Source organism: Janthinobacterium sp. SUN206, from assembly GCF_030587305.1.
GTDB classification, from domain to species: Bacteria; Pseudomonadota; Gammaproteobacteria; order Burkholderiales; family Burkholderiaceae_D; genus Janthinobacterium; species Janthinobacterium kumbetense.
The window spans coordinates 181,929-207,488 of the sequence record NZ_JAPWIB010000007.1 but is presented as its reverse complement, the minus strand read 5'-3'; the positions used below and the strand labels follow the sequence as shown (position 1 = coordinate 207,488).

The following is a 25,560-nucleotide window of genomic DNA, read 5'->3' as shown; positions in this document are numbered from 1 at the left end:
TATTTGTCAGGAGTGGTTGCAACCGCAAGCGGTCGTTGAAGATTGTTTGCAATCGGCCGGCGGCACCGGGTCGACGCCCCCTTCATTCCAGGGGTGGCAACGGCACAGGCGCTTGGCAGCCAGCAGGCTGCCCTTGGCAGTACCGTGCACGCGCAGCGCTTCCATCGCGTAATGCGAACAGCTCGGATAGAAACGGCAATTCTGTCCCAGCATGGGGCTGATCAGCAACTGATAAGCGCGCAGCAGGAACAGCAGCAGGGTTTTCATGGCGCGGATGGTGGTGGCGCAGCAACAGAACGGGCCTGGGCGGCGATTTGCGCCGCGAACAGGCGGCTCAATTCCTCGCGCAGCTCGGCTTTGAGCTGGGTCGTGGTGGCCGGGCCATCCTTGCTGTTGACGGCGCGCGACAAACGCACCACGCAGTCGACCGGCGGCATCGCGCTGTTGCGAAACAGCTCGCGCGTGACGCGCTTGATCGTGTTGCGGGTCGCCGCGCGCGGCGCGAAACGCTTGGCCACAACGACGCCCAGCCGCGCATGCGGCAATTGATTGTGTCGGGTGTACAGCACAAAATGCGCTGTTTTTTGCGAAGGGCGCAAACGAAAAACGGATGAAAATTCATCCGTTTTAACGATACGCCGAACGCGCGCGAAGTCGTGTGAACCTTCGCGTTGATTGCCGACTGGAGTACAGCTAGCCACGCGATCAGCTGTCAACGACAAGCCTAGACGGCCAGACGTTTGCGGCCCTTTGCGCGACGTGCGTTGAGCACATCACGGCCACCACGGGTAGCCATACGAGCGCGGAAGCCGTGCGTACGCTTGCGGCGAACGACGGAAGGTTGGTAAGTACGTTTCATGTTGGTCTCGCTAAAAACAAAAAAAATGCAAAATCGGGTCTGACGTCCCGTCAGTTTTTGGTGCCAATGACAATCGCGCACTTATGCCAAGGCACAAGCTGGCCAATCTCATCGCCCGCTTAATCCACGCTTAGTCCATATTGTCGTTCCAAATGAATAAACACGGAATACGGGCGGGGAACCCTGAATTATTCAGCATATGCCCCCCTCTTGTCAAGGATTGCCGTGATCGCCCAGAAATTTGCGCGCCGCCCCCCATCTGCCGGCAAGGCCCCGCCACAGGCCGCGCCAGCACTGCCTGTGACGGGATAACCGGGGGATAAGTCGCCTCTTATGCACACGGCGCCCCACCCCGCCACACAAAAATAACAGCCGTGCCTGTGGATAACTTTCGCAGTCGGGAGTAGAATAGCGCGTTACGTGTGGCGAGCCCTCGCGCGACGCCGGCCTTGCAACACGGTGAACGCAGGGCAGAATCGATACGCCCTCCCACACCTTTTCACATAGACATACATGGATAATTTCTGGCAGGCCTGTTCCGCGCAGTTGGAACTGGAGCTGACACCGCAACAATTCAGTGCGTGGATCAAACCGCTTATCCCTCTCGATTACGAAGAGGGCAAGCTGCGCATTGCTGCGCCCAATCGCTTCAAGCTCGATTGGGTCAAGACCCAGTTCGCCAGCCGCATCACTGCCCTGGCCATTCAGTACTTCGAAGCGCCGACGGAAGTGCAGTTCGTGCTCGACCCGCGCCTGGCCTTGCCGAAGAAACCCGTCACCGCCAGCACCCCGGCCAGCGATCCGAACGGCGGCGCGCCCAGCGCGCGCGCCGCGGAGCCGCAGCCGAGCGTGCCGGAACTGAGCATCGGCGCCGCGCCGCGCCGCGAGCAGAGCCGCATCAACACCGACCTGACCTTCGACAGCTTCGTGACGGGTAAGGCCAACCAGTTGGCGCGCGCCGCCGCCATCCAGGTGGCGAACAATCCGGGCGTGTCGTACAACCCGCTGTTCTTCTACGGCGGCGTCGGCCTGGGTAAGACCCACTTGATCCACGCCATCGGCAACCAGGTGATGGCTGACAATCCTGGCGCGAAGATCCGCTACATCCACGCAGAACAGTACGTTCGCGACGTAGTGACCGCTTACCAGCGCAAGGGTTTCGACGACTTCAAGCATTACTATCACTCGCTCGACATGCTGCTGATCGATGATATTCAATTCTTTGGCGGCAAGAGCCGCACGCAGGAAGAGTTCTTCTATGCCTTCGAGGCATTAATTGCCGCAAAGAAACAGATCATCATCACCTCGGATACGTATCCGAAGGAAATCACGGGCATGGACGACCGCCTGATCTCGCGCTTCGACTCGGGCCTGACGGTGGCCATCGAACCGCCGGAACTGGAAATGCGCGTGGCGATTCTGTTGAAAAAAGCCAAGCAGGAAGGCGTGACCTTCTCCGACGACGTGGCCTTCTTTGTCGCCAAGCACTTGCGTTCGAACGTGCGCGAACTGGAAGGCGCGCTGCGCAAGATCCTCGCGTATTCGCGTTTCCATGGCAAAGATATCACCATCGATATCGTCAAGGAAGCCCTGAAGGACTTGCTGTCGGTGCAGAATCGCCAGATTTCCGTGGAAAACATCCAGAAAACGGTGGCCGACTTCTTCAATATCAAGGTTGCCGACATGTATTCGAAGCGCCGCCCCGCGAATATCGCCCGGCCGCGCCAGATCGCCATGTACCTGGCCAAGGAATTGACACAGAAGAGCCTGCCGGAAATCGGCGAGCTGTTCGGCGGCCGCGACCACACCACGGTGCTGCATGCCGTGCGCAAGATCGCGCTGGACCGCACCAAGAACCCGGAATGCAACCATGAATTGCATGTGCTGGAACAAACGTTAAAAGGCTAAGCGCCGCTTGGGCAAGGCTGGCTCAAAACGTGCTTTACCCTTATTATCTGGGAGAGCGCCGCAGCCGGCCTGCCGGGGCTCCCCTTGCAATGATTGTTAAATTACTACGTTAAACTTCATACCTATACATTGAGGATAAATATGCAATTGGTCAAAACCACCCGAGATACCCTTCTCCGGCCACTGCAGATCGTGAGCGGTATTGTCGAGCGTCGGCACACTATGCCGATTCTGGCCAATATCCTCATCCGCAAAGACGGTGAAAATGTCTCCTTCCTGTCGACCGACACCGAAGTGCAGATCACCACGCACGCGGAAATCGGTTCCGGCGCGGACGTCACCGGCACCACCGTGGCCGCGCGCAAGCTGCTGGACATCCTGCGCGCCCTGCCCGAATCGGGCGACGTCACGATGACCCTGCTGAACAAGCGCCTGACCGTGCAAACGGGCAAGTCGCGCTTCGCCCTGCAAACGCTGGCGGCGGAAGAGTTTCCAACCGTGCAACAAGCGGAAAGCTACAACGCGTCCGTCACCCTGCCCCAGAAAACCTTGAAGCACCTGTTCAACATGGTGCATTTCTCGATGGCGCAGCAAGACATCCGCTACTACCTGAACGGCTTGCTGCTGGTTCTGGATGGCAACAATGTCATCGCCGTGGCCACCGATGGCCACCGCCTGGCGTTTTGCCAGGTGGCTACCGAGCAGACGTTTGCTCGCCAGGAAGTGATTATTCCGCGCAAGACCATCATCGAACTGCAGCGCCTGCTGGAAGAGAACGATGAGCCGGTGCAACTGGACATCGCCGCCAACCAGGTGAAACTGACCTTTGCCGACATCGAGCTGATCTCGAAGCTGGTGGAAGGCAAGTTCCCCGACTACACGCGCGTGATTCCTAAAGGCTACAAAAACGACTTCACCATCGGCCGCGATGAACTGCTGCGCTCGCTGCAACGTGCCGCCATCATGACCAGCGACAAGTTCAAGGGCGTGCGCTGCATCATCACCCCGGGCAGCATGAAGATCAGCTCGACCAATGCGGACCAGGAAGAAGCCGTCGAAGAGCTGGAAATCGATTACGGCGGCGACTCCGTCGACATCGGCTTCAACGTGACGTATCTGCTGGACGTGCTGAACAACCTGAAATGCGAATACGTCAACATCGCGCTGGGCGACTCGAACTCGTCCGCCCTGATCTCCATCCCTGACAATGCGGACTTCAAGTACGTTGTCATGCCGATGCGCATTTAAGCGTAACCCAATGCAAAACTGGGGTCTGATCCGACAGGGTCAGGCCCCGCAATCAGCAATCGTTATTTGAGAAAGCAGTCCATGTCCGAGAATCCACAAGACACCCCGATCCAGGCCAAAACGGAAGAATACGGCGCCGCCTCCATCCAGATCCTGGAAGGCCTGGAAGCCGTACGCAAACGCCCGGGCATGTACATTGGCGACACCTCGGACGGCACCGGCCTGCACCATCTGGTATTCGAAGTGCTGGACAACTCGATCGATGAATCGCTGGCCGGCCACTGCACGGAAATCCACGTCACCATCCACAGCGACAATTCGATCTCGATCACCGACAATGGCCGCGGCGTGCCAACCGGCCTGAAAATGGACGACAAGCACGATCCGAAGCGTTCGGCGGCGGAAATCGTCATGACCGAACTGCACGCGGGCGGCAAGTTCGACCAGAACTCGTACAAAGTATCTGGCGGTTTGCATGGCGTGGGTGTGTCCTGCGTCAATGGTCTGTCGAAATTGCTGAAACTGACCATCCGCCGCGATGGCAAAGTGCATCACATGGAATTCGTGCGCGGCGTGCCCCAAGACCGCCAGATCGTCATGGTGGGCGACATCGCCACCTCGCCGATCAAGGTCATCGGCGAAACGGACAAGCGCGGCACCGACGTGCATTTCTGGGCCGACGAAGAGATTTTCACGCATGTGGAATTCCACTACGAAATCCTGGCCAAGCGCATCCGCGAACTGTCCTTCCTGAACAATGGCGTCAACATCAAGTTGTCGGACCAGCGCACGGGCAAGGAAGAAGTCTTCGCCTTCGAAGGCGGCACGCGCGGCTTCGTCGAATACATCAACAAGGCCAAATCGGTCTTGCACCCGACCATTTTCCAGGCCACGGGCGAGCGCATGTCGGACCAGAACACGAATATCTCGGTCGACGTGTCGATGCAGTGGAACGATGCCTACAATGAACAGGTGCTGTGCTTCACGAATAACATCCCGCAACGCGACGGCGGCACCCACCTGACGGGCTTGCGTGCGGCGATGACGCGCGTGATCAACAAATACATCGATGAACACGAGTTCGCCAAGAAGGCGAAAGTGGAAATCAACGGCGACGACATGCGCGAAGGCTTGACCTGCGTCTTGTCCGTGAAAGTGCCGGAACCAAAATTCTCGTCGCAGACGAAAGACAAGCTGGTGTCGTCGGAAGTGCGCGGCCCCGTCGAAGAGATCGTCGCCAAGACGCTGGCTGATTACCTGCAAGAAAAACCAAACGACGCCAAGATCATTTGCGGCAAGATCGTCGAAGCGGCGCGCGCCCGTGAAGCGGCCCGCAAGGCCCGCGACTTGACGCGCCGCAAAGGCATCATGGACGGCCTGGGCCTGTCGGCCAAGCTGGCCGACTGCCAGGAAAAAGACCCCGCCCTGTGCGAACTGTACATCGTCGAGGGTGACTCGGCAGGTGGCTCGGCAAAACAAGGGCGCGACCGCAAGTTCCAGGCGATTCTGCCGCTGCGCGGTAAAGTCTTGAACGTGGAAAAAGCCCGTTTCGAAAAAATGCTGTCGTCGGAGCAGATCACCACCCTGATCGCCACGCTCGGCACCTCGATCGGACCGGACGAATTCAACGTCGAGAAACTGCGCTACCACCGCATCATCATCATGACCGATGCGGACGTCGACGGCGCCCACATCCGTACCCTGCTGCTGACCCTGTTCTACCGCCAGATGCCGCAACTGGTCGAGCGCGGCCACATCTACATCGCGCAACCGCCGCTGTACAAGGTGAAGGCGGGCCGCGACGAGCGCTATCTAAAAGATGACGCCGAGGAAGCGAGCTACATGATGACCGTGGCGCTGAACACGGCCGTGCTGGTGCCGCGCGAAGGCGCGGAAGGCATTTCCGGCGAGACACTGACGGAACTGGTGCGCAAATTCAACCTGTCGAACACCATCATGACGCGTTTGACGCGCGTCATCGACCGCGCCGCCCTGACGGCCATCATGACCGGCGTGCAGCTGGACCTGTCGACCCTGGACCTGGCGGAAACCTCCGCCCTGGCCCTGCAGACGGCCATCAACGACAGCGCCGTGCGCGTGCATGTGCGTTCCGACGACTTGTCGGAAAAACACAAGCTGCACATCGAGCGCATGTACCACGGCAACGTCAAAGTGACGGCCATCGACGCCGACTTCGTGCAAGGCCCGGACTACGCCGTGCTGAGCAGCGGCGCCGCCACCTTCGAAGGCTTGATCGGCGAAGGTGCGTTTGTCCGCCGCGGCGAAGGCGAGCGCATCAAGGAAATCGCCGTGGTCGATTTCCACCAGGCCATGCAATGGCTGCGCGACGAAGCCGAACGCACCGTCTCGAAACAGCGCTACAAAGGTCTGGGCGAAATGAACCCGGATCAACTGTGGGAAACGACGATGGACCCGACCGTGCGCCGCTTGTTGAAGGTACAGATCGAAGACGCCATTGCGGCGGATCAAATCTTCACGACCCTGATGGGCGACGACGTGGAACCACGCCGCGCCTTCATCGAAAACAACGCGCTGCGCGCGGGCAATATCGACGTGTAACTTTATCTAGTTATACAAACTCGACAAGTTTGAATTATAGTGAAATATCCACAATATTAATTACAAAAAAGCCAACCGTGGAGGTTGGCTTTTTTTTCACCATAATATTCTGTGTCTTTACGCTCTGACTAACAGGATTACCACTCTTAAGACAGTCCTCATTTGCTGATATAATTTTCACCGCCTTCGTGAAATATTATCATAAAATCAACAATATCAAACGTAGCTTAAACTAAAAGTTACTCTGAAATTGTTACCCTGTCATTAATAACTTTGGTAATTCAAAATCTCTTGCCAATCGATGGGGCGCAGGGCTATAGTATTGGTATATATTTTATTTCGAATTCGAAACATATCCAATACCAACATGAGTATCCCAAATTTTCTCTCTGTCAAGAATGTGGCTGAACAACTTGGCGTATCACAACAGTACGTTCGCTCGCTTCTCAGATCATGCCAACTTGAAGGCCAGCAAGTCGGTAAACAGTGGTTAGTGTCCCCAACTTCGCTGGAGTCTTACGTAAATAGTGAAGGTGTAGAGCCAAAAGATCATGTGGCGCGACGCACCGGCCCGCTTCCCAAGTTGAAAGCCCTCTCCTTTTTCTCTGGAGCGATGGGACTTGATCTCGGATTGGAGAAAACCGGAATTCACGTTCTCCTCACCTGCGAAGTTGATAAACATTGCCGTAAAACAATCGCCACCAATCGCCCCGATGTCGCGCTTCTTGGTGATGTCTGGCAGTATTCTGCACAAGATATTCGGCAGGCTGCAGGCCTATCCGATACAGATGATATTGACGTGATCGTGGGGGGCCCTCCTTGCCAAGCCTTTTCGACCGCGGGATCTCGCAGAGGATTCCAAGATGTTCGCGGCAACGTCTTTCTGAAATTTATTGACCTTCTCCTCGAACTGAAGCCGAAATATGCAGTCATTGAAAACGTTCGCGGCCTACTCTCTGCTCCACTCGCACATCGCCCTCACGCCGAGCGCGGGGAGGAGTGGGCACCCGGTTTTGAGGAAAAACCGGGAGGAGCCCTACTTCACATCATTCAAACACTGAGGGCTGGCGGCTATGGTGTCTCCTTTAATCTCTACAACGCTGCAAATTTCGGCGTCCCGCAAAGCCGCGAACGTGTAGTCTTGATCTGCTCCCGCGATGGGAATAAGCTTCCGCATTTAAAGCCAACACATAGTCAGAATGAAACCTTTGGCCTTCCAAAATGGAAGACCTTCCGCGAAGCCGTTGAGGGCATCGAAACTCTTGGCTGTGATCATGTCAACTTTCCTGAAGATCGGCTCCGCTATTACCGGCTTCTTGGACCGGGACAGTATTGGAAACATTTGCCCGAGAATCTTCAAAAGGAAGCTCTAGGTAAAAGCTATTATTCCGGAGGTGGCAAGACCGGCTTCCTTCGCCGTATGGGCTGGGATAAACCTGCCTGTACTTTGGTTACCTCGCCCAATATGCCTGCCACAGATATTTGTCATCCAGTCGAGGATCGACCGCTCTCCATTCAAGAATACAAGCGTCTTCAAATGTTTCCAGACGACTGGCAACTTGGTGGCAAACTCGTCGATCAGTATCGACAGGTCGGCAATGCCGTCCCCGGCGGTTTGGGTGAAGCTGTAGGACGCGCAATTCTTGCTCACATGGCGGGTCATGATATCCAGCCACCTCCTGGCTTCCAATTCTCCCGCTACAGGGACACGGATGAAGTAAGTTGGGAGGCTGCAACGCGGAAGATCCTTGGGCTCGACCCTGTAGATATCAAGCCAACAAAGATCAAGCCGAAGGTCAAAAAGATTGTTGTTGAGGCACCGCAAATGCAACTCTTCGAGAAAGAACCCACGTAACGGATGCTCATAATTGCAAATTCTACTTTAATGCTTCGAGATATTCCTTTACAAATTTTTTGAAGCCAACTTCTGAGACAAGTGGACGTATTTCCTCATCCGGGAATGCTTCCCAATTGGCTCCCCGTCTTTTAGAAAAGGTACGAAACCATTTTTTGATGTCAGTTCCATTCCGAATCGCTGAGCTCGAAGAGTTCTCGGAGTTATCACGATTTTTAACTTGAAGAAGTGTCCAGACATCCTCAAGGCCGGTAGGCGGCTTGATCAGATCAACGGCTTTCACCGTCGAACCTGAACACCAAATCCAGCCTCGAGGTTCCATGATGCTTGCCAAATAACGTTCTAACAAGTCGCCAACGAGATTTTCTGCGCCCATCGAAAGAAGATGGTCGTTCTTGGCTTGTACCAGATTTTCTTCGGGAACATTAAAATAGGTATGTAGGATAAAACTAACCATTTCGTCAGGAACGGTAGCCGGAGGTGCCGGGGCCGTTGGGACGCGACTGGCCGAAAAATTAGAAGCCTGCGCCCGGATGTAGGCTTCAGTACCAATATCTGGAGGATTTTTCCCGCGCATTTTTGACGCTGCGCCTGGATTTATCATCAGTAGTTTGATTAGGTTTACGTATTTGTCCGCCAGAGGTGGGTTGATCGCCGCCATCGCAGCTCTTGCAAACGCCTCTGAATTTGCACTAAATGCCATTTTTTTCCTTTTTCTAAAGAGAAAGACTGTAACTGCTTCTTAAGGTTAACGACTATCAAAAAAGTCACGAAATATAACATTCCGCACTTTTAACTTGGAATGTGTACATTTAACAACCTTCACAATTGATCCCGCTTTACTGGTTTACAGGTACCAACCCTGATCGTATTAGTAGCCCAATGAGTGTCGTAATTTAGCTCAAGCACAATCTGATATCTTTCTGTCCCCTATCGATGCGGATACAATCCTCAGTAGCACCCAAAGAGATCTGCAGATATCTTTACTTCCCCACCACTACCCCCAAGAAACCAGTACACTAGTTCCTGAGCGCAACTAATTTTGTGCGCGCGCCATGCCGCCTGCCGTTGCCGGGAGGCGTCCCTGCCGCAAGGCGTGTTGTCTGCCTGGACAAATGCAATGTTCACTTCGCGCAGCCTGTCTCCTGCCTTCTATTACCTGTTCTTTTCAGGAGAACGGGAGCAGCAGCAGCGCTTTTTCAAGGAACTGCATTTCATTTCGATAGCCATCCTGACGTTTGGCCTGGCTTGCTGGCTGGTCACATTCAGCCTGACCTTGCCGCGCGCTTCGCTCGATCATGCGCAGGCGGCGCTGGGCTTGACGGGCATGCTGGTCGGGCTGCTGCTGACCGTGTATGCGAAGTCCTTGCAAGCCATCATCGCCAGCGGCACCATCAGCGTGCTGTTCATCGCTTTCAGCTTTCGCGTGCTGATGCTGGGCACGGAAGATCCCGCTTTCTGGGTCTTGCCGCTGGGCGTGATGATCACCCTGACGACGGCGCCCATCTTCAGCGGCATCGCTTATTACCTGGGCGTATCGCTGTGCGTGTGGGCCATCCTGGGGCTGGGGCAGTTTCCCGTGCATGCGGGCCAGGCCGACCAGCATTGGCCCGTGCTGGCCGTCACCATCAGCGTGATCATCGGCCTGGCGCTGAATATCTATTTTCTCGTCTTGCGCATCAACAACTATCGCGCCCAGCGCGAACTGGCGACCATGGCCTACAAGGATGGCTTGACCGGGCTCAACAACCGACGCATGTTTACGCAAAGCGCCCGTACCTTGCAGCGCACGGCGCATACGCCCGCGTATTTTTTAATGATCGACATCGACGACTTCAAGCAGATCAACGACGTGTACGGCCATGACGTGGGCGACGAGGTGCTGAAAAAGATCGCCGAGGTGATCGGTGAACTGTCGGGCGAGCACCTGTGCGGCCGCCTGGGCGGCGAGGAGTTTGCCGTCATTTACCTGGGTGAAAAGAATGCCGCCTGCGCCTTTGCCGCGCAGCTGGTCGACAGCGTCGAGGCAGCCTTCGTGCCGGAACGCAAGGTGTCCGTCAGCATCGGCATGGCCGAACTGATCAAGGAAGCCGACTTGTCGCACAGCTACCGGCGCGCCGATGAATCCTTGTACCAGGCCAAGAAAAGCGGCAAGAACCGCTACGTGCTCAACGCCGCCTGAACGCCACCGTCCGGCGCCGCATCGAGCAGCGCCAGCAAGGCTTGCGGTGAAATCTTCCAGGGATCGCGCTGCTCGGGGTCCACTGCATACCAGCTGTCCTGGCCACCGATCTTGAGGATGGTCAAGGGGATATCCTTGCTCTCGAAGAAAGCCAGCATGCGGCGGATCAAACGGCTCACCTTGGCGTGCTCGTCCGTATACAAGGAGCAAGTATAGAAACAGCCCTTCTCGCCCATGTGCAACAGTTTGGCCGAGCCGAGGCGCGAGCGGCCCAGGTACTTGTGCAGGAACTCGGTCACTGCCTCATCATCGACGGGAATACTGCAGGAAATAGTGATCTGGGCCATGACAACGGGGGACAGTGATTCAATAGCCAAGCTTAGCAGAAAGAGATTCATTCCTGAAATGCTAAGATCGCGGCCCGCGCATGCCGGCAAGCCCTCCGGCATGGCGTCTCGACAAGGATAGTCATTGAATACCCCAGGAAAAATCACTGTTCGCATGCTGTCGCTGTGCGCCGCCCTGTGCCTGCCGCTTGCCAGCATGGCGCAAGCCATTCCTGCCGAGGATGCCGCATTCGTGGCCGCCACCGTGCCCGTGCCGTCGCCGCCGTTGCGCCTGAGCGCGCATCCCGAAATCCGCGCCGACGTCTTGAAACTGCTCGGCTACGCGCGCGGCAGCTATACGCAGGGCAACACCCTGATCGCGCGCCAGGTGCTCGACAGCATGCAGTCGCTCGACGACATCACGCGCACCATGCTGCCCGACGGGCGCTCCGTGCTGGCCTCCATCGATGCCAGCACGCACGGTGCATGGCGCGCCGCCATGCTGTTCGACCCGCAACGCAAGCTGCTGGCCCTGGGCCTCGTCAACGGCCATTGCCGGGCGGCCACCGGCGACGCCGCTCCCGCCTGCCTGCCGTCCACGCACGCCGTGCTGACGGTGTTCCTGCCGCCGGGCGCAGAGGACGAGATGGCCGCGCCGCTGCTCGTGTGGGCGCGGCAACTGCCGGCCATGCTGGCACAGGCCGCGCCGGAACGGCGGCAAAGCATTGCTGCGGTGGAATACATCACGACCCGCCCCGGCCAGCCCGGCTGGGAAGCGCGCGACGTGCCGCCCGGCTTTCCCGCCAGCTTGCTGCACCTGCTGCTGCCGAATGCGGAATCGAGCAGCAGTTCCAGCGCCGGCAAACTCATCGCGCCGGCGGGCCTGGCGGGTTTGCCCATGCGCACACAAGCGGCCGAGGCTGACGACGAGCCCCTGCCCGATGCCGACATCACCCTGCGCAGCTATGCCGATTTCCACTGGGTGCTCAACACCTACGCCAAACTGGCCAAGGGCGCACAAGTGAAGGGCCATGACGACAAGGTCGTGTTCACGGGCAGCGATGCGAGCGGCCGCTATACGGTGACCTTGCGCGAACCCGACAAGGACGATGGCGTCTTCATCACCGTCGCCAGCTGGCGGACCCAATAAGCGGGGGAAGAATGGGAAAAGCATTGCCATTACGCACAAGAGCATGGCATTTTGGCATTTTGCGGTATGATTTCCGGCCGTGCGGCGCGGCCCGATCCCTGCCTTGCCCACCCTGCCCTTCAAGCCAGTCACGCTTGCGTCGCATCCTGCCCTAAGGAATTCATATGTTCGGTTTTAACTTGCGCGTTGCCAAGATGGTGTGGACGGCTTTCCTCATCGCCTTCCTGCTCTTTCTTACCTACAAGGTCTCGTCGACCCTGATCGTCGTGGTCTTTGCCATTTTCTTCAGCTACCTCGTGTATCCGCTGATCGGCCTGCTGGAACGCCATGGCCCGAAGCGCTTGCCGCGCACGGCTGCCATCGGCATCGTCTTCCTCGTGGTGATCTTGCTGGTGGCAATACTGGGCTCCATCTTCGGCGCCCGCATCGAGGAAGAAGCCAGCAAACTCAGCGCGCAATTGCCGACCCTGCTCAAGGGCAATAATTTTGCCGAGCGGATTCCTTTGCCGGAATTCATGGAACCGTTGCGCGCGCGCCTGCTATCGTTCATGCAGACGCAGCTGAGCAGCGGTACGGGACAAGCCATGCCGCTGGCGAAGGAACTGGGCTTGACCGTCATGCATGCAGCCAGCAACCTGATCTATCTGGTGCTGGTGCCCGTGCTGAGCTTTTTGCTGATCAAGGAAGGACCGGACATGCGCGACGGCTTGCTGTCCCTGCTGAACCGTCCCAACAAGAAGTTGTGGGGCGCCATCATCGACGACCTCGACATATTGCTGTCGCGCTATGTGCGCGCCCTGCTGCTGTTGTCGATCGCCACCTTTGTGTCCTACAGCATCGCCTTTTCCCTGATGGGCGTGCCGTACAGCCTGCTGCTGGCCGGTGCGGCCGCCTTGCTGGAATTCATCCCGTTTGCCGGCCCGCTGGCCGCCGCCGTCATCGCCGTGGTCGTGGCCGGTTTCAGCGGTTTCGAGCACGTGTTCTGGCTGATCGGCTTTATCGCCGCCTACCGCTTGTTCCAGGATTACGTGGTCAACCCATACTTGATGAGCGAAGGCGTGGAAGTGAGCCCGCTGATGGTGATCGTCGGCTTGCTGGCCGGCGACCAGCTGGGGGGCGTGGTGGGCATCTTCCTGTCCGTGCCCGTGATGGCGGCCATCAAGATCGTCTTCGTGCGCGCCCGGGCGGCGCTGCAAGCGCGCCATGATGCACTGGAGAAAGCGGAACAAGCGGCAGAGGAAGCGCGCGCCCAGGCCCTGGCCGAGGCGGCGCGCTTGCAGGAACAGGGCAGCAAAGTTGCCCTGGAAGCGCAGTAACGCAAGCAGTAACTTAGAACTCTTCCCACTCGCCGCTGTTATCCGCGGCAGGCTTGGCCGGACGCGGTTTGGCGGCGGCAGCAGGGGCAGCGGCGGCACCGGCCGGCGCCAGGCGCAACGCCGGGCGTTTCAAGGCCGTGCTGGCGGCGGCCACGACAGGCTTGCGCAAGGCAGGCTTGGCCGCTGCCGGACCGCTATGGTTGGCGTCGAGCTTGAAAATGCTGACCATTTCGGCCAGCGCCGCCGCCTGCTCCTGCATCGATTCCGAGGCGGCCGCCGCTTCTTCCACCAGCGCCGCATTCTGTTGCGTCACGGTATCCATTTCCGCCACGGCTTGATTGATCTGGCCAATGCCCAGTTCCTGCTCGCGGCCGGCGGCGCTGATTTCGCCCATGATGTCCGTCACGCGGCGGATGCTGGAGACGATTTCATCCATCGTCGTGCCCGTCTGGCTGACGAGCGCGCTGCCGGCGCCCACGTTCTGCACCGACGCTTCGATGAGCACTTTAATATCCTTGGCGGCGCTGGCCGAGCGGTGCGCCAGGTTGCGCACTTCCGTGGCGACGACGGCAAAGCCACGGCCTTGCTCGCCGGCACGGGCCGCTTCCACGGCCGCGTTCAAGGCCAGGATATTCGTCTGGAAGGCGATGCCATCGATCACGCCGATGATGTCGGCGATCTTTTTCGACGATTCGCTGATGGTGCCCATGGTATCGACCACTTGCGCCACCAGTGCGCCACCCTTGACGGCCACGTCCGATGCGGAGACGGCCAGCTGGTTCGCCTGGCGCGCATTGTCGGAATTCTGCTTGACGGTCGAAGTCAGCTCTTCCAGCGAGGATGCCGTTTCTTCCAGGCTCGACGCTTGCTGCTCCGTGCGGCTCGACAGATCCAGGTTGCCCGAGGCGATTTCATTGCTGGCCGTGGCGATGGCGCCGCTGCCGTCGCGCACGCCGCGCACGGTGCTCGACAGGCGTTCCTGCATTTTCTGCAAGCCCGTCAGCAAGGCGCCCATCTCGTCGTGGCGCGTGATGACGATGTCGTTGGCCAGGTTACCGTCGGAAATGGCGCCAAAATGGCGCAGGGCCTGGTCCAGCGGGCCAAAGATGGCGCGCAGCAGCAGGATGCTGGAAATGATGGTCAGCAAGGCGCCGACGATCATGCCGCCGATGGCCATGGTCACCTGCGTGTGGTAGCTGGACTGGCTTTCCGCATACATCGCGGCGGCCGACGTGGCCTGGTATTGGGTCAATGTTTCGGCGGCCTGGTCCAGGGTGCGGTACAGCGGCGTCAGCCCCTTCATCATCAAGCCGTCCGCTTGCTCGATGTTGCCTTCACGCAAAGCCTTGCTCATGACCAGCACGCCGTTGTTGATATAGTCGCTGCGCTTCTTGTCCATATCGTCGGACAGGCGCTTTTCATCCGCGCTTTGCGGCAAACCCAGGTACACCTTCCAGGACTTGTTGGACGCTTCCAGGAATTGTTCCGCGCGGGCCAGGGTATCCTTGGCATCCGGCGCATCCGGGTGCACCATCACGCGATCCATCGTGAAACGGGCGCGGCCCAGGGCAATTTGCGATTCGCCGATCGCTTGCGTCGATGCCAGCTGATTGCTGTAGACCTCGTTGAGGCTGTTGTTGGCCGATTTCAGGCTGATGATACTCATGACGCCCAGTACAGCGATCAGCAAGCCCAGCACACTCATGGTGGCGATCAGGCGCATTTTTATTGTTATGTTCGACAACATGCAGTTTCCTTGGTAAGGGCGCAACCATGCCTGCGCATGCCGGACGAGATAGCGGCAAACGCCAGATGGGCGGGTCACGTGAATTGTTCAGGACAGGTCGATACGGCGTGTGCGGCAGCAGGGGGGAAGGCGGCCCGCGCATATCGTCAGGAGTGCAATACAGGGCAACGAGGTTGAGGTTTCCCGTACTTTTAATTTCCTGACTGCAAGATACAGGGAAAGATTACCAGTAGCAACATCCAGCATGGATTTTCACGATTTGTAACAAGTGGATGATGTTTTTTGCGCAGAACTGGCATTCCGCTGTCGTGCGCGGTCGCGGCGGAATGCCATTTATGCTAGTCAGCAAGTTAATACATGGTTTCTTCGATTAGCTGGCCATCGTCGCGGAAATACTGGAAGCGGCCCGTTTTCTTGCCCATGTCGTAGGCGCCGATCTGCTTCGGTTTTCCGTTCTGGAAATTCTCGACGTTGACGCCATGCAACACGCCCTGCTGCCAGTTGCGGTGAAATTGCGGCAATTCGCCATCGGGATAAAACAGAGTTTCTGCGCCATCGCGCTCGCCGTCGACAAACGCCCCCTGGTAGCGCCGCTTGCCATCCGGATAAAAACTCTCCATCGGCCCTTCCAGCTTGCCCAGGCGGTAATGTTCGACCAGTTCCAGCTGGCCATCGGCCCCGTATTGTTCCAGCTTGCCTTCCGGTTTGCCATCGAGCATGGTCAGCACTTGCCAGCCGCCGTCCGGCGTCGCCTTCTTCCACGGCCCCTGCTTGACGTCGTCGACATAACCGCCGCCACCGCCAGGTTCCACCCACTGGCCCTGCTTCTTGCCGTTCACATAGTTGCCCTGCCATTGCACCACACCATCGATGCGGCGCTCGCTGGGGCCGTCCAGGCGATCTTTCACGAAATGGTCGTAACCGGTGAAGCTGTGCATGTCCGCTTCGCGCCATTCGGCCACGCCAGGACTCACTTCCCAACGGCCCGTACGCTGGCCCTTGAGCATCTGTCCCGTCGTCGTTTCATCGCCGCTTTCATACGTCCATGGTCCTTCCGCTTTGTCGTCGACAAAGGCGCCAGACGAGCGGATGGTGTTCGGCTCTTCGTAGTGCCATACGCCGATACGCTTGCCATGCGCATACTGGCCGCGGGCAAACACGCTGCCCACGCAGCAATTCACGTCATATTCGATAAACAAGCCATCCTGGCTGGCGGCAAAATGCTGCGGCTGCGTTTCCCAGGTGATCCACTTGGCGTGATAACTGGGCGCGCGCCCCCCTTGCCAGCCCTTGCCCAGCAGATAGGTGACCGTGAGGAAATGACCATCTTTCTCCTGGAAAGTTTTTTTATAGGCAAACGCGGGCTTATCGGCCGGCTTGCCGGGCAATAACTCGCCATCGATATTGAAATAGCCGACCAGGGTGCCATGGCCATGCTCGATGGCGTCGAACTCGGCCACGCCCGTGGGCGCGTAATCGATGCTGTAGTCGATCAGCTGCAAACGGCCCAGCGCGGCGCGCACCCGCGCTTCATCCATGACCTTGGCGCCGCGCACGAGGGCGTCCAAGGTGGGCTGCAGGGCGGCGACCTTGAACATCTTGCCGCCGCTGGATTCGTAGCGGTAGGCATGCAAACCATACGCCATGCCACTGCCAGCGCTGCGGCTAAGCACGAACGTCGTTTCACCTTCGCTGTCGAGGTCAACCTGGAACACGGCCGCGATGCTGGCCTTGCCATACTTGTCCAGATTCATGCGCTTGTCGCTGATGCCCTTGCACTGGCAATAGTAGCCGTTGACTTCGCCGTTTTCCCGCAGGAAAGCCAGCACCACGCCGCCGTCGCGGCGCTCAACAACCTTGGCGGTGGCCATGGGGACGCCTTCATAGAAACGCGCCGCCTGCGCCGGCACCGCATTTCCCAGCGCCAGCAGCGCCCCCATCGTGCTCATCCAAAATGTTTGCCGCATGTCAACTCCACTGCCGAAAAACCGCCATTATGCATGGCTGTTCAGGCAAGACCGGACACGCGAGGACGCTGGCGCCACAGGGGCCGCTGCACCGTCTGCGCCAGCAGCACGCCCAGCAGCGAAATCCCGCCGCCGACCAGGTGGTACACATGCATGCTTTCGTGCAACCAGACGATGGCCAGCAAAGCCGTCAGCAAAGGCAGCAGGTTGACGTAAATGCTGCAGCGGTTCGGCCCCAGCAGTTTTACGCCTTCGATCCACAGGTAGGACAGCACGATGGACGAACCGATGCCCGCATAGCCGATCAGCGGCAAGGTGGTGGCGTCCAGCCTGGCGCTGCCGGGCGGCAACAGCAGGAACAGCGGCAGCATGCAGGCCAGCGCCGCCAAGGCCTGGCAATAAATGGCTTGCCAGGCGGGAATCGATAAACGCCAGCGGCGCAGCAGCACGCCGTACAAAGCGAAGATCAAGCAAGCCAGCAGCATCAGTGCATCGCCCGCATGCACGCCCTGCTGCAGCAAGGCCAGCACGTCGCCGCGCCCCACCAGGTACAGCAAGCCGCCAAACGACAGCACGCCGCCGGCCGCCATGCCCAGCGTCAGGCGCTCGCCCAGCAGCAGCACGCTGAGCAGGGCCGTCATCAGGGGCGCCAGCGCCGTGACGATGGCCATATTCGTCGCCGTCGTCGATTCGGCGGCGCGGTAGGACAGGCTCTGGAACAGGGCCATCGACATCACGCCGCACAGGGCCAGTTGCCACCACTGGCGGCGCAGGGCGGCGCGGTTGCGCCACAGGGGACGGGCGATAAACGGCGTCATCACCAGCAAGACCAGCACCAGGCGGTAAAAAGTGATGGCCGTGGGGGCGATGCTGGACGCGGCCAGCTTCGAGACGACGACGTTGCCGGCCCACAGCAGCATGGCCAGGAACGGGTACAGATAGGCGCGCACGGGCATGTGTCACTCCGAGAATAGTTGCGGGGAACCATCATGCCGCAGGCGCGCCGCGCTTTCTCGCGCTAAGATGTCCACACCTATCGCAAAACTGACCCTCTTTCATGGATTGTTCCTCGCCCGCCTTTCAGGAATTGCTGCCCGTCACGGCGCGCGCCATGGCGCTGGCCGTCGACTATGCGCATGGCCACGTGATTTCCGTGCACCGCCACACGCATGCGCAATTGCTGTACGCCATCGAAGGGGTAATGACCATCGAAGCGCAGGGCGGGCGCTGGGTGGTGCCGCCCACGCGCGGCGTGTGGCTGCAGCCCGGCATCGCGCACCAGGTGCGCATGAGCGGCGCCGTGAAAATGCGCACCGTCTTCATCGATTGCGCCAGCTCGCCATTGCTGCCGCGCCATAGTTGCGTGCTCGACATCAGCCCCCTGCTGCGGCAACTGATCGTGGCGGCCGTCGACATCGCGCCCGATTTCACGGAAGGCAGCCGCGACTGGCATCTGCTGCAATTGCTGTTGCACGAGCTCGACAGCCTGCCCGTGCTGCCCCTGTACCTGCCGCTGCCCATCGATGCGCGCCTGCGCGGCATTTGCGCGCGGCTGATGGAGCAACCGGGCGAACAGCAGACGGTGGCGTACTGGGCGCAGGAATTGGCGATCACCGAGCGCAGCCTGCACCGCTTGTTCCAGAAACAGACGGGCATGCGCTTTGGCCAGTGGCGCCAGCAGGCGCGCTTGCTGCGGGCGCTGGAACAATTGGCGCACGGCAGCAAGGTCATCGACGTGGCCATGGACAATGGCTACACGAGCCAAAGTGCGTTCACCGCCATGTTCAGGAAGCACTTCGGCACCACGCCCACCGCGTTTTACCAGGCAAAAGTCATCGCTGCGTAAAAAAAATGCTGCTATGCATCAATAATCATGGGCGATAGCCGCCGCTCTTGTTATCATCGCAAGCCTTATCGCACCGCGCCCATCCTGGCAGCGGTGTTGACCTCAATCACACCACCATGACACAGAATTTCTTCCAGACTTTTATCCTGCTCTTGCTCGTCACCGATCCGTTCGGCAACGTTTCCCTGTTCGTCAATGCCCTCAAGCGTGTGCCGGTCGAGCGGCGCTGGAAAGTCGTGGTGCGCGAGTGCATGATCGCCTTCGGCATCTTGCTGCTGTTTATGTTCTTCGGCCGCCATTTCCTGAATGCCTTGCAATTGTCGGAAGTGGCTCTGCGCATCGGCGGTGGCGTGATCCTGTTCCTGATCGCCATGCGCATGGTGTTTCCGCAGCCCAACGCCGGCAATAGCGACCACGAGATGGGCGGCGAACCGTTCATCGTGCCGCTGGCCATCCCCGCGCTGGCCGGCCCGTCGGCCCTGGCGACCGTCTTGCTGTTTTCCTCGCATGAAATGAACGACGTCATCGCCCACGTGGCGGGCTTGACGGCCGTGGCCGCCGTCTGGCTGGCCGTCTTCCTGTGCGCGGAACGCTTGCAACGGGCGCTCGGTCCAAGGGTCATGACGGCGTTCGAGCGCCTGATGGGCTTGATCCTGACGGCGATGGCCATTGAAATGTTGCTCGCCGGCATACGGGCGTTCCTGAAATCCGTTTAACATAGTCATTCATCCACTGAAGGAGTCCAGCATGAGCCGTTGCGCCCACCTTTGTCTGATGGCCGATTACAACCAGTGGATGAATGCCAAGGTCTACGCGGCGGCGGCCAGCCTGCCGCCCGAAGAGCTCAGCCGCGAACGGGGCGCCTTCTTCGGCTCCCTGCTGGCCACCCTGAACCACGTGATGGTGGGCGACACCCTGTGGCTGCAGCGCTATGCGAAGCACCCGGCCGGTTTCCCCCTGCTCGACCCCATCCGCGCCATCACGCCGCCCGCGTCGCTCACGCACCCGCTGTTCGCAGCCGAAGATTTTGCCGCCATGCACGCGCACCGGCAATGGCTGGACCGGCTCATCGTCGACTGGGCCGCCTCCATCCGGGAAGAAGACCTGGACCACTTGCTCGATTATCGCAACAGCAAGGGGCCGAACCGGCGCGAATTTTTCAGCCTGCTCATGCATTTCTTCAATCACCAGACCCATCACCGGGGCCAGGCCAGCACCCTGCTGTCGCAGGCGGGCGTGGACATCGGCGACACGGATCTACTGTTTCGCATCCCCAACCATATTCAAGACTGACGATGGGCGGTAGCGCCACGCCTTGAGCAAGATCAAGCCCAGCGCCAGCGCACCGAACAGCCCGCCGCAAGCCATCGCCCCCTGCATACCGTAGCGGGCGATGGCCACGCCGCCCGCCAGCGCGCCCATCGTCACGCCCAGGTTGATGGCGGCGATATACACGCCGATGGCAAACGCGGGCGCCTCGCGCGCTTCGCTGCTGAGCCACACTTGCGTGACGATCAGTCCGCTCGTGTGCGCCGCGCCCCAGAACAGCAGCAAGACGGCCAGCAGCGCCCAGCCGAGACCAGCTCCCGCATGGCGGTACAGCAGCCAGTACGCCAGCCCCAGCAGCAGTGGCTGCAGCACCACCGTGCGCAGCACATGCGTGCCCAGCTGGCGTCCGGCAAACAGATTGCCCGCCACGCCGCCCACGCCAAACACCACCAGCGCCAGCCCCGTCTGGCGCGCCGACAAGCCCGCCACCTGCTGCAGGTAAGCGGCCGCATATGCATACACGGCAAACATGGCGGCAAACACCAGCACGGCGGCGGCAATGGTGAACCACAGGGCGGGCTTGCGCAGCACGGCCAGCTGGCGGCCATACGTCATCGGCGCTGCCTGCGGGGTGTCCGGCAAGAACACATATAGCCCCAGCGCGGCCAGGGCATTGACGAGGGCGCAGGCAAGGAACGATGCCTCATACCCATATTGCGCGGCGATCCAGGTGGTCAGCGGAATGCCCAGCACCATGCCCATGCTGGTGCCCGTGAACGCATGCGCGCCGGCCCGCGCCGCCTCGCGTGGCGGATACAGGGCGGCGGCTGCCACCATGGCCAGCGAGAAATACACGGGATGGAACAGGGCCGGCACGATGCGCAGCGCCAGCAACAGTTCGAAGCGGGGCGCATAGGCCGAGGCCACGCTGGCCAGCGCGAACACGAGCAGGGAAACGATCAGCACGTTCTTGCGGCGCCAGCGCGTGGCCAGCAGCACGAGGAAGGGGCCGCCCACGGCGATCACCAGGGCGAACAGGCTCACCAGCGAGCCCGCCTGCGCGGCCGTCACGGCATAACGCTGCATGATCATCGGCAAGATACCCACCACGCCAAACTCGATGCAATACACGCCGAACAAGCCCAACGCGAGGAAAACGATGGGGTGCGGGCGGGTCATTGCCCCTGCTCCACGCCATACACTGCCTGGCACAGCTCCGTCACGAACGGCCCCGCCATGCCCTCCAATGCCGTATTCGTGAACGCCACCACGGATAATTCTTGCGCAGGGTCAACAAACCACGAGTGGCCATACGTGCCGCCCATGCGCCAGCTGCCCGCCGACTCGGGCGTGGCGGCGGCAAGCGGGTCCGTCAGCACGGTAAAACCCAGACCGAAGCCGCGGCCGGGCCAGAACGGCAAGTCGAAATCCCCCGTCTGGCTTTCGCCCATCTGGCGCGCCAGCGCTGGCGGCAACAGCGGCGCGCCGCCCAGCCGCAAGGTTTCCAGCAGGCGCATGAAGTCAGGGGCGGAACCGACCATGCCGGCGCCGCCGGACGGGTAGGCGTGCGCATCGCGGGCACGGGCCGGCGACAAGGTAAAACCTGCCATGCCATCGAGAAACGGCAGATAGTCTTCCCCCGCGTCCAGCAAACGGCGCGGCCGGGATTCTCCCGCTGCGCGGTCCGCATAGGCGACGGCCAGGCGCGCCGGGTCCGCAGTAAAAAAACCCGTGTCGCGCATGGCCAGCGGCGCCGTCACCAGATATTCCACGGCGTGCGCCAGCGGCAAGCCCGTCACCGCTTCGATCACGGCGCCCAGCACGTCGGTGGCGATCGAATACGCCCAGCGCTCGCCCGGCGCATACGCGAGCGGCACGGTAGCCAGGCGGCGCAGGTTGTCCTCCAGGGAAATACGGGACGCATCCATGCCATCCGACACCCCCGCCTGCGCATACGCGCCGCCCGGCGGCTGGAAGAAGCCGTAATCGAGGCCAGCCGTGTGCGTGAGCAAGTGGCGCACGGTCATCGCCGCCACGGCGCCGTCCGGCTGGCGCGGCGCAAAATACGGCAGCCAGCGCGCCACCAGGTCGTCCAGGCCCAGGCGCTGCTGCCCCACCAGCGCCAGCGCGGCCGTCGAGACGATGGGTTTGCTGACGGACGCCAGGCGGAAGATGGCGTCCTCAACCATGGGCGTGCCCGCCTCGCGGTCCAGGTGGCCGGCCGCGCGGCGATACACGTCCTGGCCACGGTGGCGCACGAGCACCACGGCGCCCGCCAGGCGCTGCCGCTGCAAAACAAGGTCCAGCAAGGCATCGATGCGGCCGGACAAGGCCGCAGGAGAGAAGTTGTACATCATGGCTGAGCCTTTCAAATGATCAGGCTGCCAAGGTAAGCCAGGCGCGATCAAAGAAAAACAGGCTATAGTTTCTGTCTGTGCGGACGTTGACATCCGCAATCAACGGTGATGAAACGGAAACGACATGGATAACCTGGCGGGATTCACGGCCTTCGTGCAAGCAGCCGAAACGCGCAGCTTCGTGGCGGCGGGCCGGGTGCTCGGCATTTCCGCCTCGGCCGTGGGCAAGAGCATCGCGCGGCTGGAAGCGCGCCTGGACGTGCGCCTGTTTCAGCGCAGCACGCGCAGCATCGCGCTGACGAGTGAAGGCACCGTGTTTCTCGAACGCTGCCGGCGCATCCTGGGCGAGATCGAGGCGGCCGAGCAGGAATTATCCAGCAGCAAGAGCGCGCCCCGAGGCAGGCTGCGCGTCAGCCTGCCGCAAGTGGGCAGCCTGCTCAATCCCGTGCTGGCGGCCTTTGCGCGCGCCTATCCGCTGGTGGAACTCGACCTCGATTTCAGCGACCGCCGGGTCGACGTCATCGAGGAAGGCTACGACGCCGTCGTGCGCGCGGGCGAAAGCGCCGACAGCCGCTTGATGAGCCGCCAGCTGGGCCAGTTCCAGCTGCAGCTGGTGGCCGCGCCCGCCTATCTGGCGCAGCACGGCACGCCGGCGCTGCCCGCCGACCTGGCGCAGCACACTTGTTTGCTGTACAAGTTTCCCAGCAGCGGCAAGGTCGAGGCCTGGCCTTTGGCCGAATGGCCCGCCTTGCAAGCGGCGGGCTTGCCGGCACTGCTCAACTGCAACAATGTAGAGACCCTGCTGCACTTTGCCGAAAGCGGCCTGGGCATCGCCGCCCTGCCCGACTTTGCCGTGCGCGCGGCGCTCGCTAGCGGCCGCTTGCAGCCGGTGCTGGACGCGCACCGCCGGCACGACGGGACCTTTCGCATCCTGTGGCCCAGCAGCCGCCACCTGACGCCGAAACTGCGCGCCTTCATCGACTTCCTGGCCACGCACGTGTTTCCGGAAAGCTGAGTCCGCATCCTGCGCCGCGCTCGTTGTTTCCACACGACAACTTATTTAATTTGCTACCAATTTTTAAACTTTTCGGGGACTTGATACAAGTTTTTGTATTGCAGTGCGGAATTTTGAGGAACAATTACAGGCTGGTCGCCCTTACGTATAAACCCGTAGCCCTGGCCTGTCGACGTTTTCCTTCACTTCCGCAACACGAAAGCAATCATGTCACTCACACAATTCAAAATCGGCACCCGGCTCGGGATCGGGTTTGCTGTCGTCCTCGGCCTGCTGGTGGCCGTCTTGCTCGTCGGCCTGTATTCCATGGGGCAATTAAGCGCGCGCACGCACGACATCGTGGCCGACAAGAACGTCAAGATGGCGGCCGCCAATACCATGAGCGACAACGTGCGCAACATTACCTTGGCGATCACGAGCATTGTGGTGGCGCCGACGGAAGCGCTGGTGCAGGCGGAACTGGCCAAGATCGGCGAAGCGCGCAAGAAATACGGCGCGGCCAAGGAAACCTTGCAAAAGAAGATTTCGACGGACAAGGAAACGGCGCTGATGGCCGAACTGGACGCGGCCCTGAAATCGGGCGCGCCGCTGAACAACAAGGTCATCGAACTGCGCAATGCGGGCCAGACGGAAGAAGCGATCGCCTTTTTGACGCAGCAGGCGGCACCGAGCCTGAAGATCGTGCTGGGCGCGCTCGACAGCCTGGTCGCCTATGAAGCGCAGCAGGCGGCGCAGGCGGCGACGGACGCCGAAACGCTGAGCACGAGCGCGCGCGCTTCCATGATAGCCCTGGGCAGCGTGGCCGTGCTGCTGGGCGCGTTCGTTGCCTGGATCATCACGCGCTCGATCACCCAGCCCATCAATGCGGCCGTCAGCGTGGCCGAAACCGTGGCCTCGGGCGACCTGTCGTCGCACATCGTCGTCAATTCCAGCGATGAAACGGGCCGCCTGCTGGGCGCCTTGAAAGCCATGAACACGAGCTTGCTGGGCGTGGTGGCGCAAGTGCGCCACGGCACGGAGGCGATTTCCACGGCGTCGAGCGAAATTGCCGCCGGCAACCTCGACCTGTCGTCACGCACGGAAGAGCAAGCCAGTTCGCTGGAAGAAACGGCGTCGGCCATGGAAGAGCTGACTTCGACCGTGAAACAGAACGCGGACAATGCGCGCCAGGCGAACCAGCTGGCGAAAAGCGCGTCGGAAGTGGCCGTGCGCGGCGGCAGCATCGTTTCGCAAGTGGTCGACACCATGGGCACCATCAATGCATCGTCGCGCAAGATCGTCGACATCATCGGCGTCATCGACGGCATCGCCTTCCAGACCAACATCCTGGCCTTGAACGCGGCCGTGGAAGCGGCGCGCGCGGGCGAACAGGGACGCGGCTTCGCCGTCGTGGCCACGGAAGTGCGCAACCTGGCCCACCGTTCGGCCTCGGCCGCCAAGGAAATCAAGGAATTGATCGCCGCGTCCGTCGCCAACGTGGACACGGGTTCGCGCCTCGTCAATGAAGCAGGCCAGACCATGGGCGACATCGTCGACAGCATCGTGCGCGTGACCGACATCATGGGCGAAATCACTTCCGCCACGCACGAGCAGACCATCGGCATCGAACAGATCAACATGGCCATTGCCCAGATGGATGAAGTGACGCAGCAAAACGCGGCCCTCGTGGAAGAGGCAGCCGCCGCTTCGCAAAGCATGCAGGAACAGGCGGGCGAGCTGGCCCACGTGGTGGGATTCTTTAAAACCGGCAACCATGTCGCCAGCGCACCCAAGTTGACGCCGGTACGCACCGCAGCGGCACCAGCGGCGGCAAAAATCGCGCCTCCCGCAACCCGGCCCGCGCCCGCGCGCAAGGCCGTGGCGGCCGCGCCGGCACGCCGCAGCAATGCCAGCGCCGAGAGCGAATGGGAAGAGTTTTAACCAATAGCAACATCC

At 60.4% G+C, this 25,560-nt stretch carries 22 protein-coding genes; 12 read left to right on the top strand and 10 right to left on the bottom strand.

The annotated features are described in order from the left end of the window. Nucleotides 1-6: 6 nt before the first annotated feature. From yidD to rpmH, 3 genes are read right to left on the bottom strand one after another with little or no spacing between them, the layout of a single operon-like run. The gene (gene yidD, locus O3300_RS28120; protein ID WP_010401993.1) at nt 7-267 is read right to left on the bottom strand and encodes a membrane protein insertion efficiency factor YidD; all 261 of its coding nucleotides are present in this window, start codon (nt 265-267) and stop codon (nt 7-9) included. Next, nucleotides 264-701 (bottom strand): ribonuclease P protein component, encoded by a 438-nt coding sequence (gene rnpA, locus O3300_RS28115; RefSeq protein ID WP_099380766.1) that lies wholly within the window; start codon nt 699-701, stop codon nt 264-266. The genes yidD and rnpA overlap by 4 nt, the downstream gene beginning before the upstream one ends. Before the next feature lie 23 nt (nt 702-724). Continuing rightward, nucleotides 725-859 carry a 50S ribosomal protein L34 gene (gene rpmH, locus O3300_RS28110; protein ID WP_010401996.1) on the bottom strand — a complete coding sequence of 45 codons (135 nt, stop codon included), beginning with the start codon at nt 857-859 and terminating at the stop codon, nt 725-727. 513 nt (nt 860-1,372) lie between these two features. On the opposite strand from rpmH, the gene dnaA reads away from it, so the two are divergent. The 4 genes from dnaA (at nt 1,373) to O3300_RS28090 (ending at nt 8,450) form a co-directional block, all read left to right on the top strand. After that, nucleotides 1,373-2,767, top strand: coding sequence for a chromosomal replication initiator protein DnaA (gene dnaA, locus O3300_RS28105; RefSeq protein ID WP_034781304.1), 1,395 nt, complete (start codon nt 1,373-1,375; stop codon nt 2,765-2,767). A 141-nt stretch (nt 2,768-2,908) separates the two neighbouring features. Beyond that, nucleotides 2,909-4,015 (top strand): DNA polymerase III subunit beta, encoded by a 1,107-nt coding sequence (dnaN, locus tag O3300_RS28100; protein ID WP_034754341.1) that lies wholly within the window; start codon nt 2,909-2,911, stop codon nt 4,013-4,015. A gap of 81 nt (nt 4,016-4,096) precedes the next feature. After that, a complete protein-coding gene (gyrB, locus tag O3300_RS28095; RefSeq protein ID WP_099666165.1) occupies nt 4,097-6,595 on the top strand; it encodes a DNA topoisomerase (ATP-hydrolyzing) subunit B in 2,499 nt (832 codons plus the stop codon). Nucleotides 6,596-6,962: 367 nt separating this feature from the next. Continuing rightward, the gene (locus O3300_RS28090) at nt 6,963-8,450 is read left to right on the top strand and encodes a DNA cytosine methyltransferase (RefSeq protein WP_251351661.1); all 1,488 of its coding nucleotides are present in this window, start codon (nt 6,963-6,965) and stop codon (nt 8,448-8,450) included. Nucleotides 8,451-8,472: 22 nt separating this feature from the next. On the opposite strand, the gene O3300_RS28085 is transcribed toward O3300_RS28090, so the two are convergent. Continuing rightward, on the bottom strand, nt 8,473-9,153 hold the full coding sequence (locus O3300_RS28085; RefSeq protein ID WP_251351662.1) for a SinI family restriction endonuclease: 681 nt from the start codon (nt 9,151-9,153) through the stop codon (nt 8,473-8,475). Nucleotides 9,154-9,570: 417 nt separating this feature from the next. Between O3300_RS28085 and O3300_RS28080 the strand changes: the two genes are divergently transcribed. Next, the gene (locus O3300_RS28080; protein WP_099666155.1) at nt 9,571-10,632 is read left to right on the top strand and encodes a diguanylate cyclase; all 1,062 of its coding nucleotides are present in this window, start codon (nt 9,571-9,573) and stop codon (nt 10,630-10,632) included. Here the strand turns inward: O3300_RS28080 and O3300_RS28075 are convergent. Beyond that, nucleotides 10,611-10,979: a hypothetical protein gene (locus O3300_RS28075; RefSeq protein ID WP_305054728.1), complete on the bottom strand. Its 369-nt coding sequence runs from the start codon at nt 10,977-10,979 to the stop codon at nt 10,611-10,613. The two genes, O3300_RS28080 and O3300_RS28075, sit on opposite strands and share 22 nt — an antisense overlap. A 124-nt stretch (nt 10,980-11,103) precedes the next feature. Between O3300_RS28075 and O3300_RS28070 the strand changes: the two genes are divergently transcribed. Together O3300_RS28070 and O3300_RS28065 are read left to right on the top strand one after the other, a co-directional pair. Beyond that, nucleotides 11,104-12,108, top strand: coding sequence for a hypothetical protein (locus tag O3300_RS28070; RefSeq protein WP_305054727.1), 1,005 nt, complete (start codon nt 11,104-11,106; stop codon nt 12,106-12,108). 164 nt (nt 12,109-12,272) lie between these two features. Continuing rightward, entirely contained in the window at nt 12,273-13,424 is a 1,152-nt protein-coding gene (locus O3300_RS28065; protein WP_289919947.1) for an AI-2E family transporter, read from the top strand. Nucleotides 13,425-13,437: 13 nt separating this feature from the next. Here O3300_RS28065 and O3300_RS28060 read toward each other — a convergent pair whose 3' ends face one another. The 3 genes from O3300_RS28060 to O3300_RS28050 all read right to left on the bottom strand — a co-directional run bounded on the left by O3300_RS28060 (nt 13,438) and on the right by O3300_RS28050 (nt 18,094). Beyond that, nucleotides 13,438-15,171, bottom strand: coding sequence for a methyl-accepting chemotaxis protein (locus O3300_RS28060; protein ID WP_251351665.1), 1,734 nt, complete (start codon nt 15,169-15,171; stop codon nt 13,438-13,440). Nucleotides 15,172-15,521: 350 nt separating this feature from the next. Beyond that, complete coding sequence (locus tag O3300_RS28055; protein ID WP_305054726.1) at nt 15,522-17,138, bottom strand: toxin-antitoxin system YwqK family antitoxin; 1,617 nt, start codon at nt 17,136-17,138, stop codon at nt 15,522-15,524. 41 nt (nt 17,139-17,179) lie between these two features. Further along, complete coding sequence (locus tag O3300_RS28050; RefSeq protein WP_305054725.1) at nt 17,180-18,094, bottom strand: DMT family transporter; 915 nt, start codon at nt 18,092-18,094, stop codon at nt 17,180-17,182. Between the two features lie 101 nt (nt 18,095-18,195). Here O3300_RS28050 and O3300_RS28045 point away from each other — a divergent pair, with 101 nt between their 5' ends. The 3 genes from O3300_RS28045 (at nt 18,196) to O3300_RS28035 (ending at nt 20,277) form a co-directional block, all read left to right on the top strand. Continuing rightward, on the top strand, nt 18,196-18,984 hold the full coding sequence (locus O3300_RS28045) for a helix-turn-helix transcriptional regulator (protein ID WP_305054724.1): 789 nt from the start codon (nt 18,196-18,198) through the stop codon (nt 18,982-18,984). 116 nt (nt 18,985-19,100) lie between these two features. Next, the gene (locus tag O3300_RS28040) at nt 19,101-19,700 is read left to right on the top strand and encodes a MarC family protein (RefSeq protein ID WP_077398149.1); all 600 of its coding nucleotides are present in this window, start codon (nt 19,101-19,103) and stop codon (nt 19,698-19,700) included. A gap of 31 nt (nt 19,701-19,731) precedes the next feature. Next, on the top strand, nt 19,732-20,277 hold the full coding sequence (locus O3300_RS28035) for a DinB family protein (protein WP_305054723.1): 546 nt from the start codon (nt 19,732-19,734) through the stop codon (nt 20,275-20,277). On the opposite strand, the gene O3300_RS28030 is transcribed toward O3300_RS28035, so the two are convergent. Beyond that, nucleotides 20,242-21,432 (bottom strand): MFS transporter, encoded by a 1,191-nt coding sequence (locus O3300_RS28030; RefSeq protein WP_305054722.1) that lies wholly within the window; start codon nt 21,430-21,432, stop codon nt 20,242-20,244. The two genes, O3300_RS28035 and O3300_RS28030, sit on opposite strands and share 36 nt — an antisense overlap. Beyond that, nucleotides 21,429-22,610, bottom strand: coding sequence for a serine hydrolase (locus O3300_RS28025; protein ID WP_305054721.1), 1,182 nt, complete (start codon nt 22,608-22,610; stop codon nt 21,429-21,431). Before O3300_RS28025 ends, O3300_RS28030 begins: the two co-directional genes overlap by 4 nt. A gap of 124 nt (nt 22,611-22,734) precedes the next feature. Between O3300_RS28025 and O3300_RS28020 the strand changes: the two genes are divergently transcribed. Both O3300_RS28020 and O3300_RS28015 read left to right on the top strand, forming a co-directional pair. Next, nucleotides 22,735-23,625, top strand: a complete 891-nt coding sequence (locus O3300_RS28020; protein ID WP_305054720.1) for a LysR family transcriptional regulator — start codon at nt 22,735-22,737, stop codon at nt 23,623-23,625. Between the two features lie 207 nt (nt 23,626-23,832). Continuing rightward, entirely contained in the window at nt 23,833-25,545 is a 1,713-nt protein-coding gene (locus tag O3300_RS28015) for a methyl-accepting chemotaxis protein (protein WP_305054719.1), read from the top strand. Nucleotides 25,546-25,560: the final 15 nt, after the last annotated feature.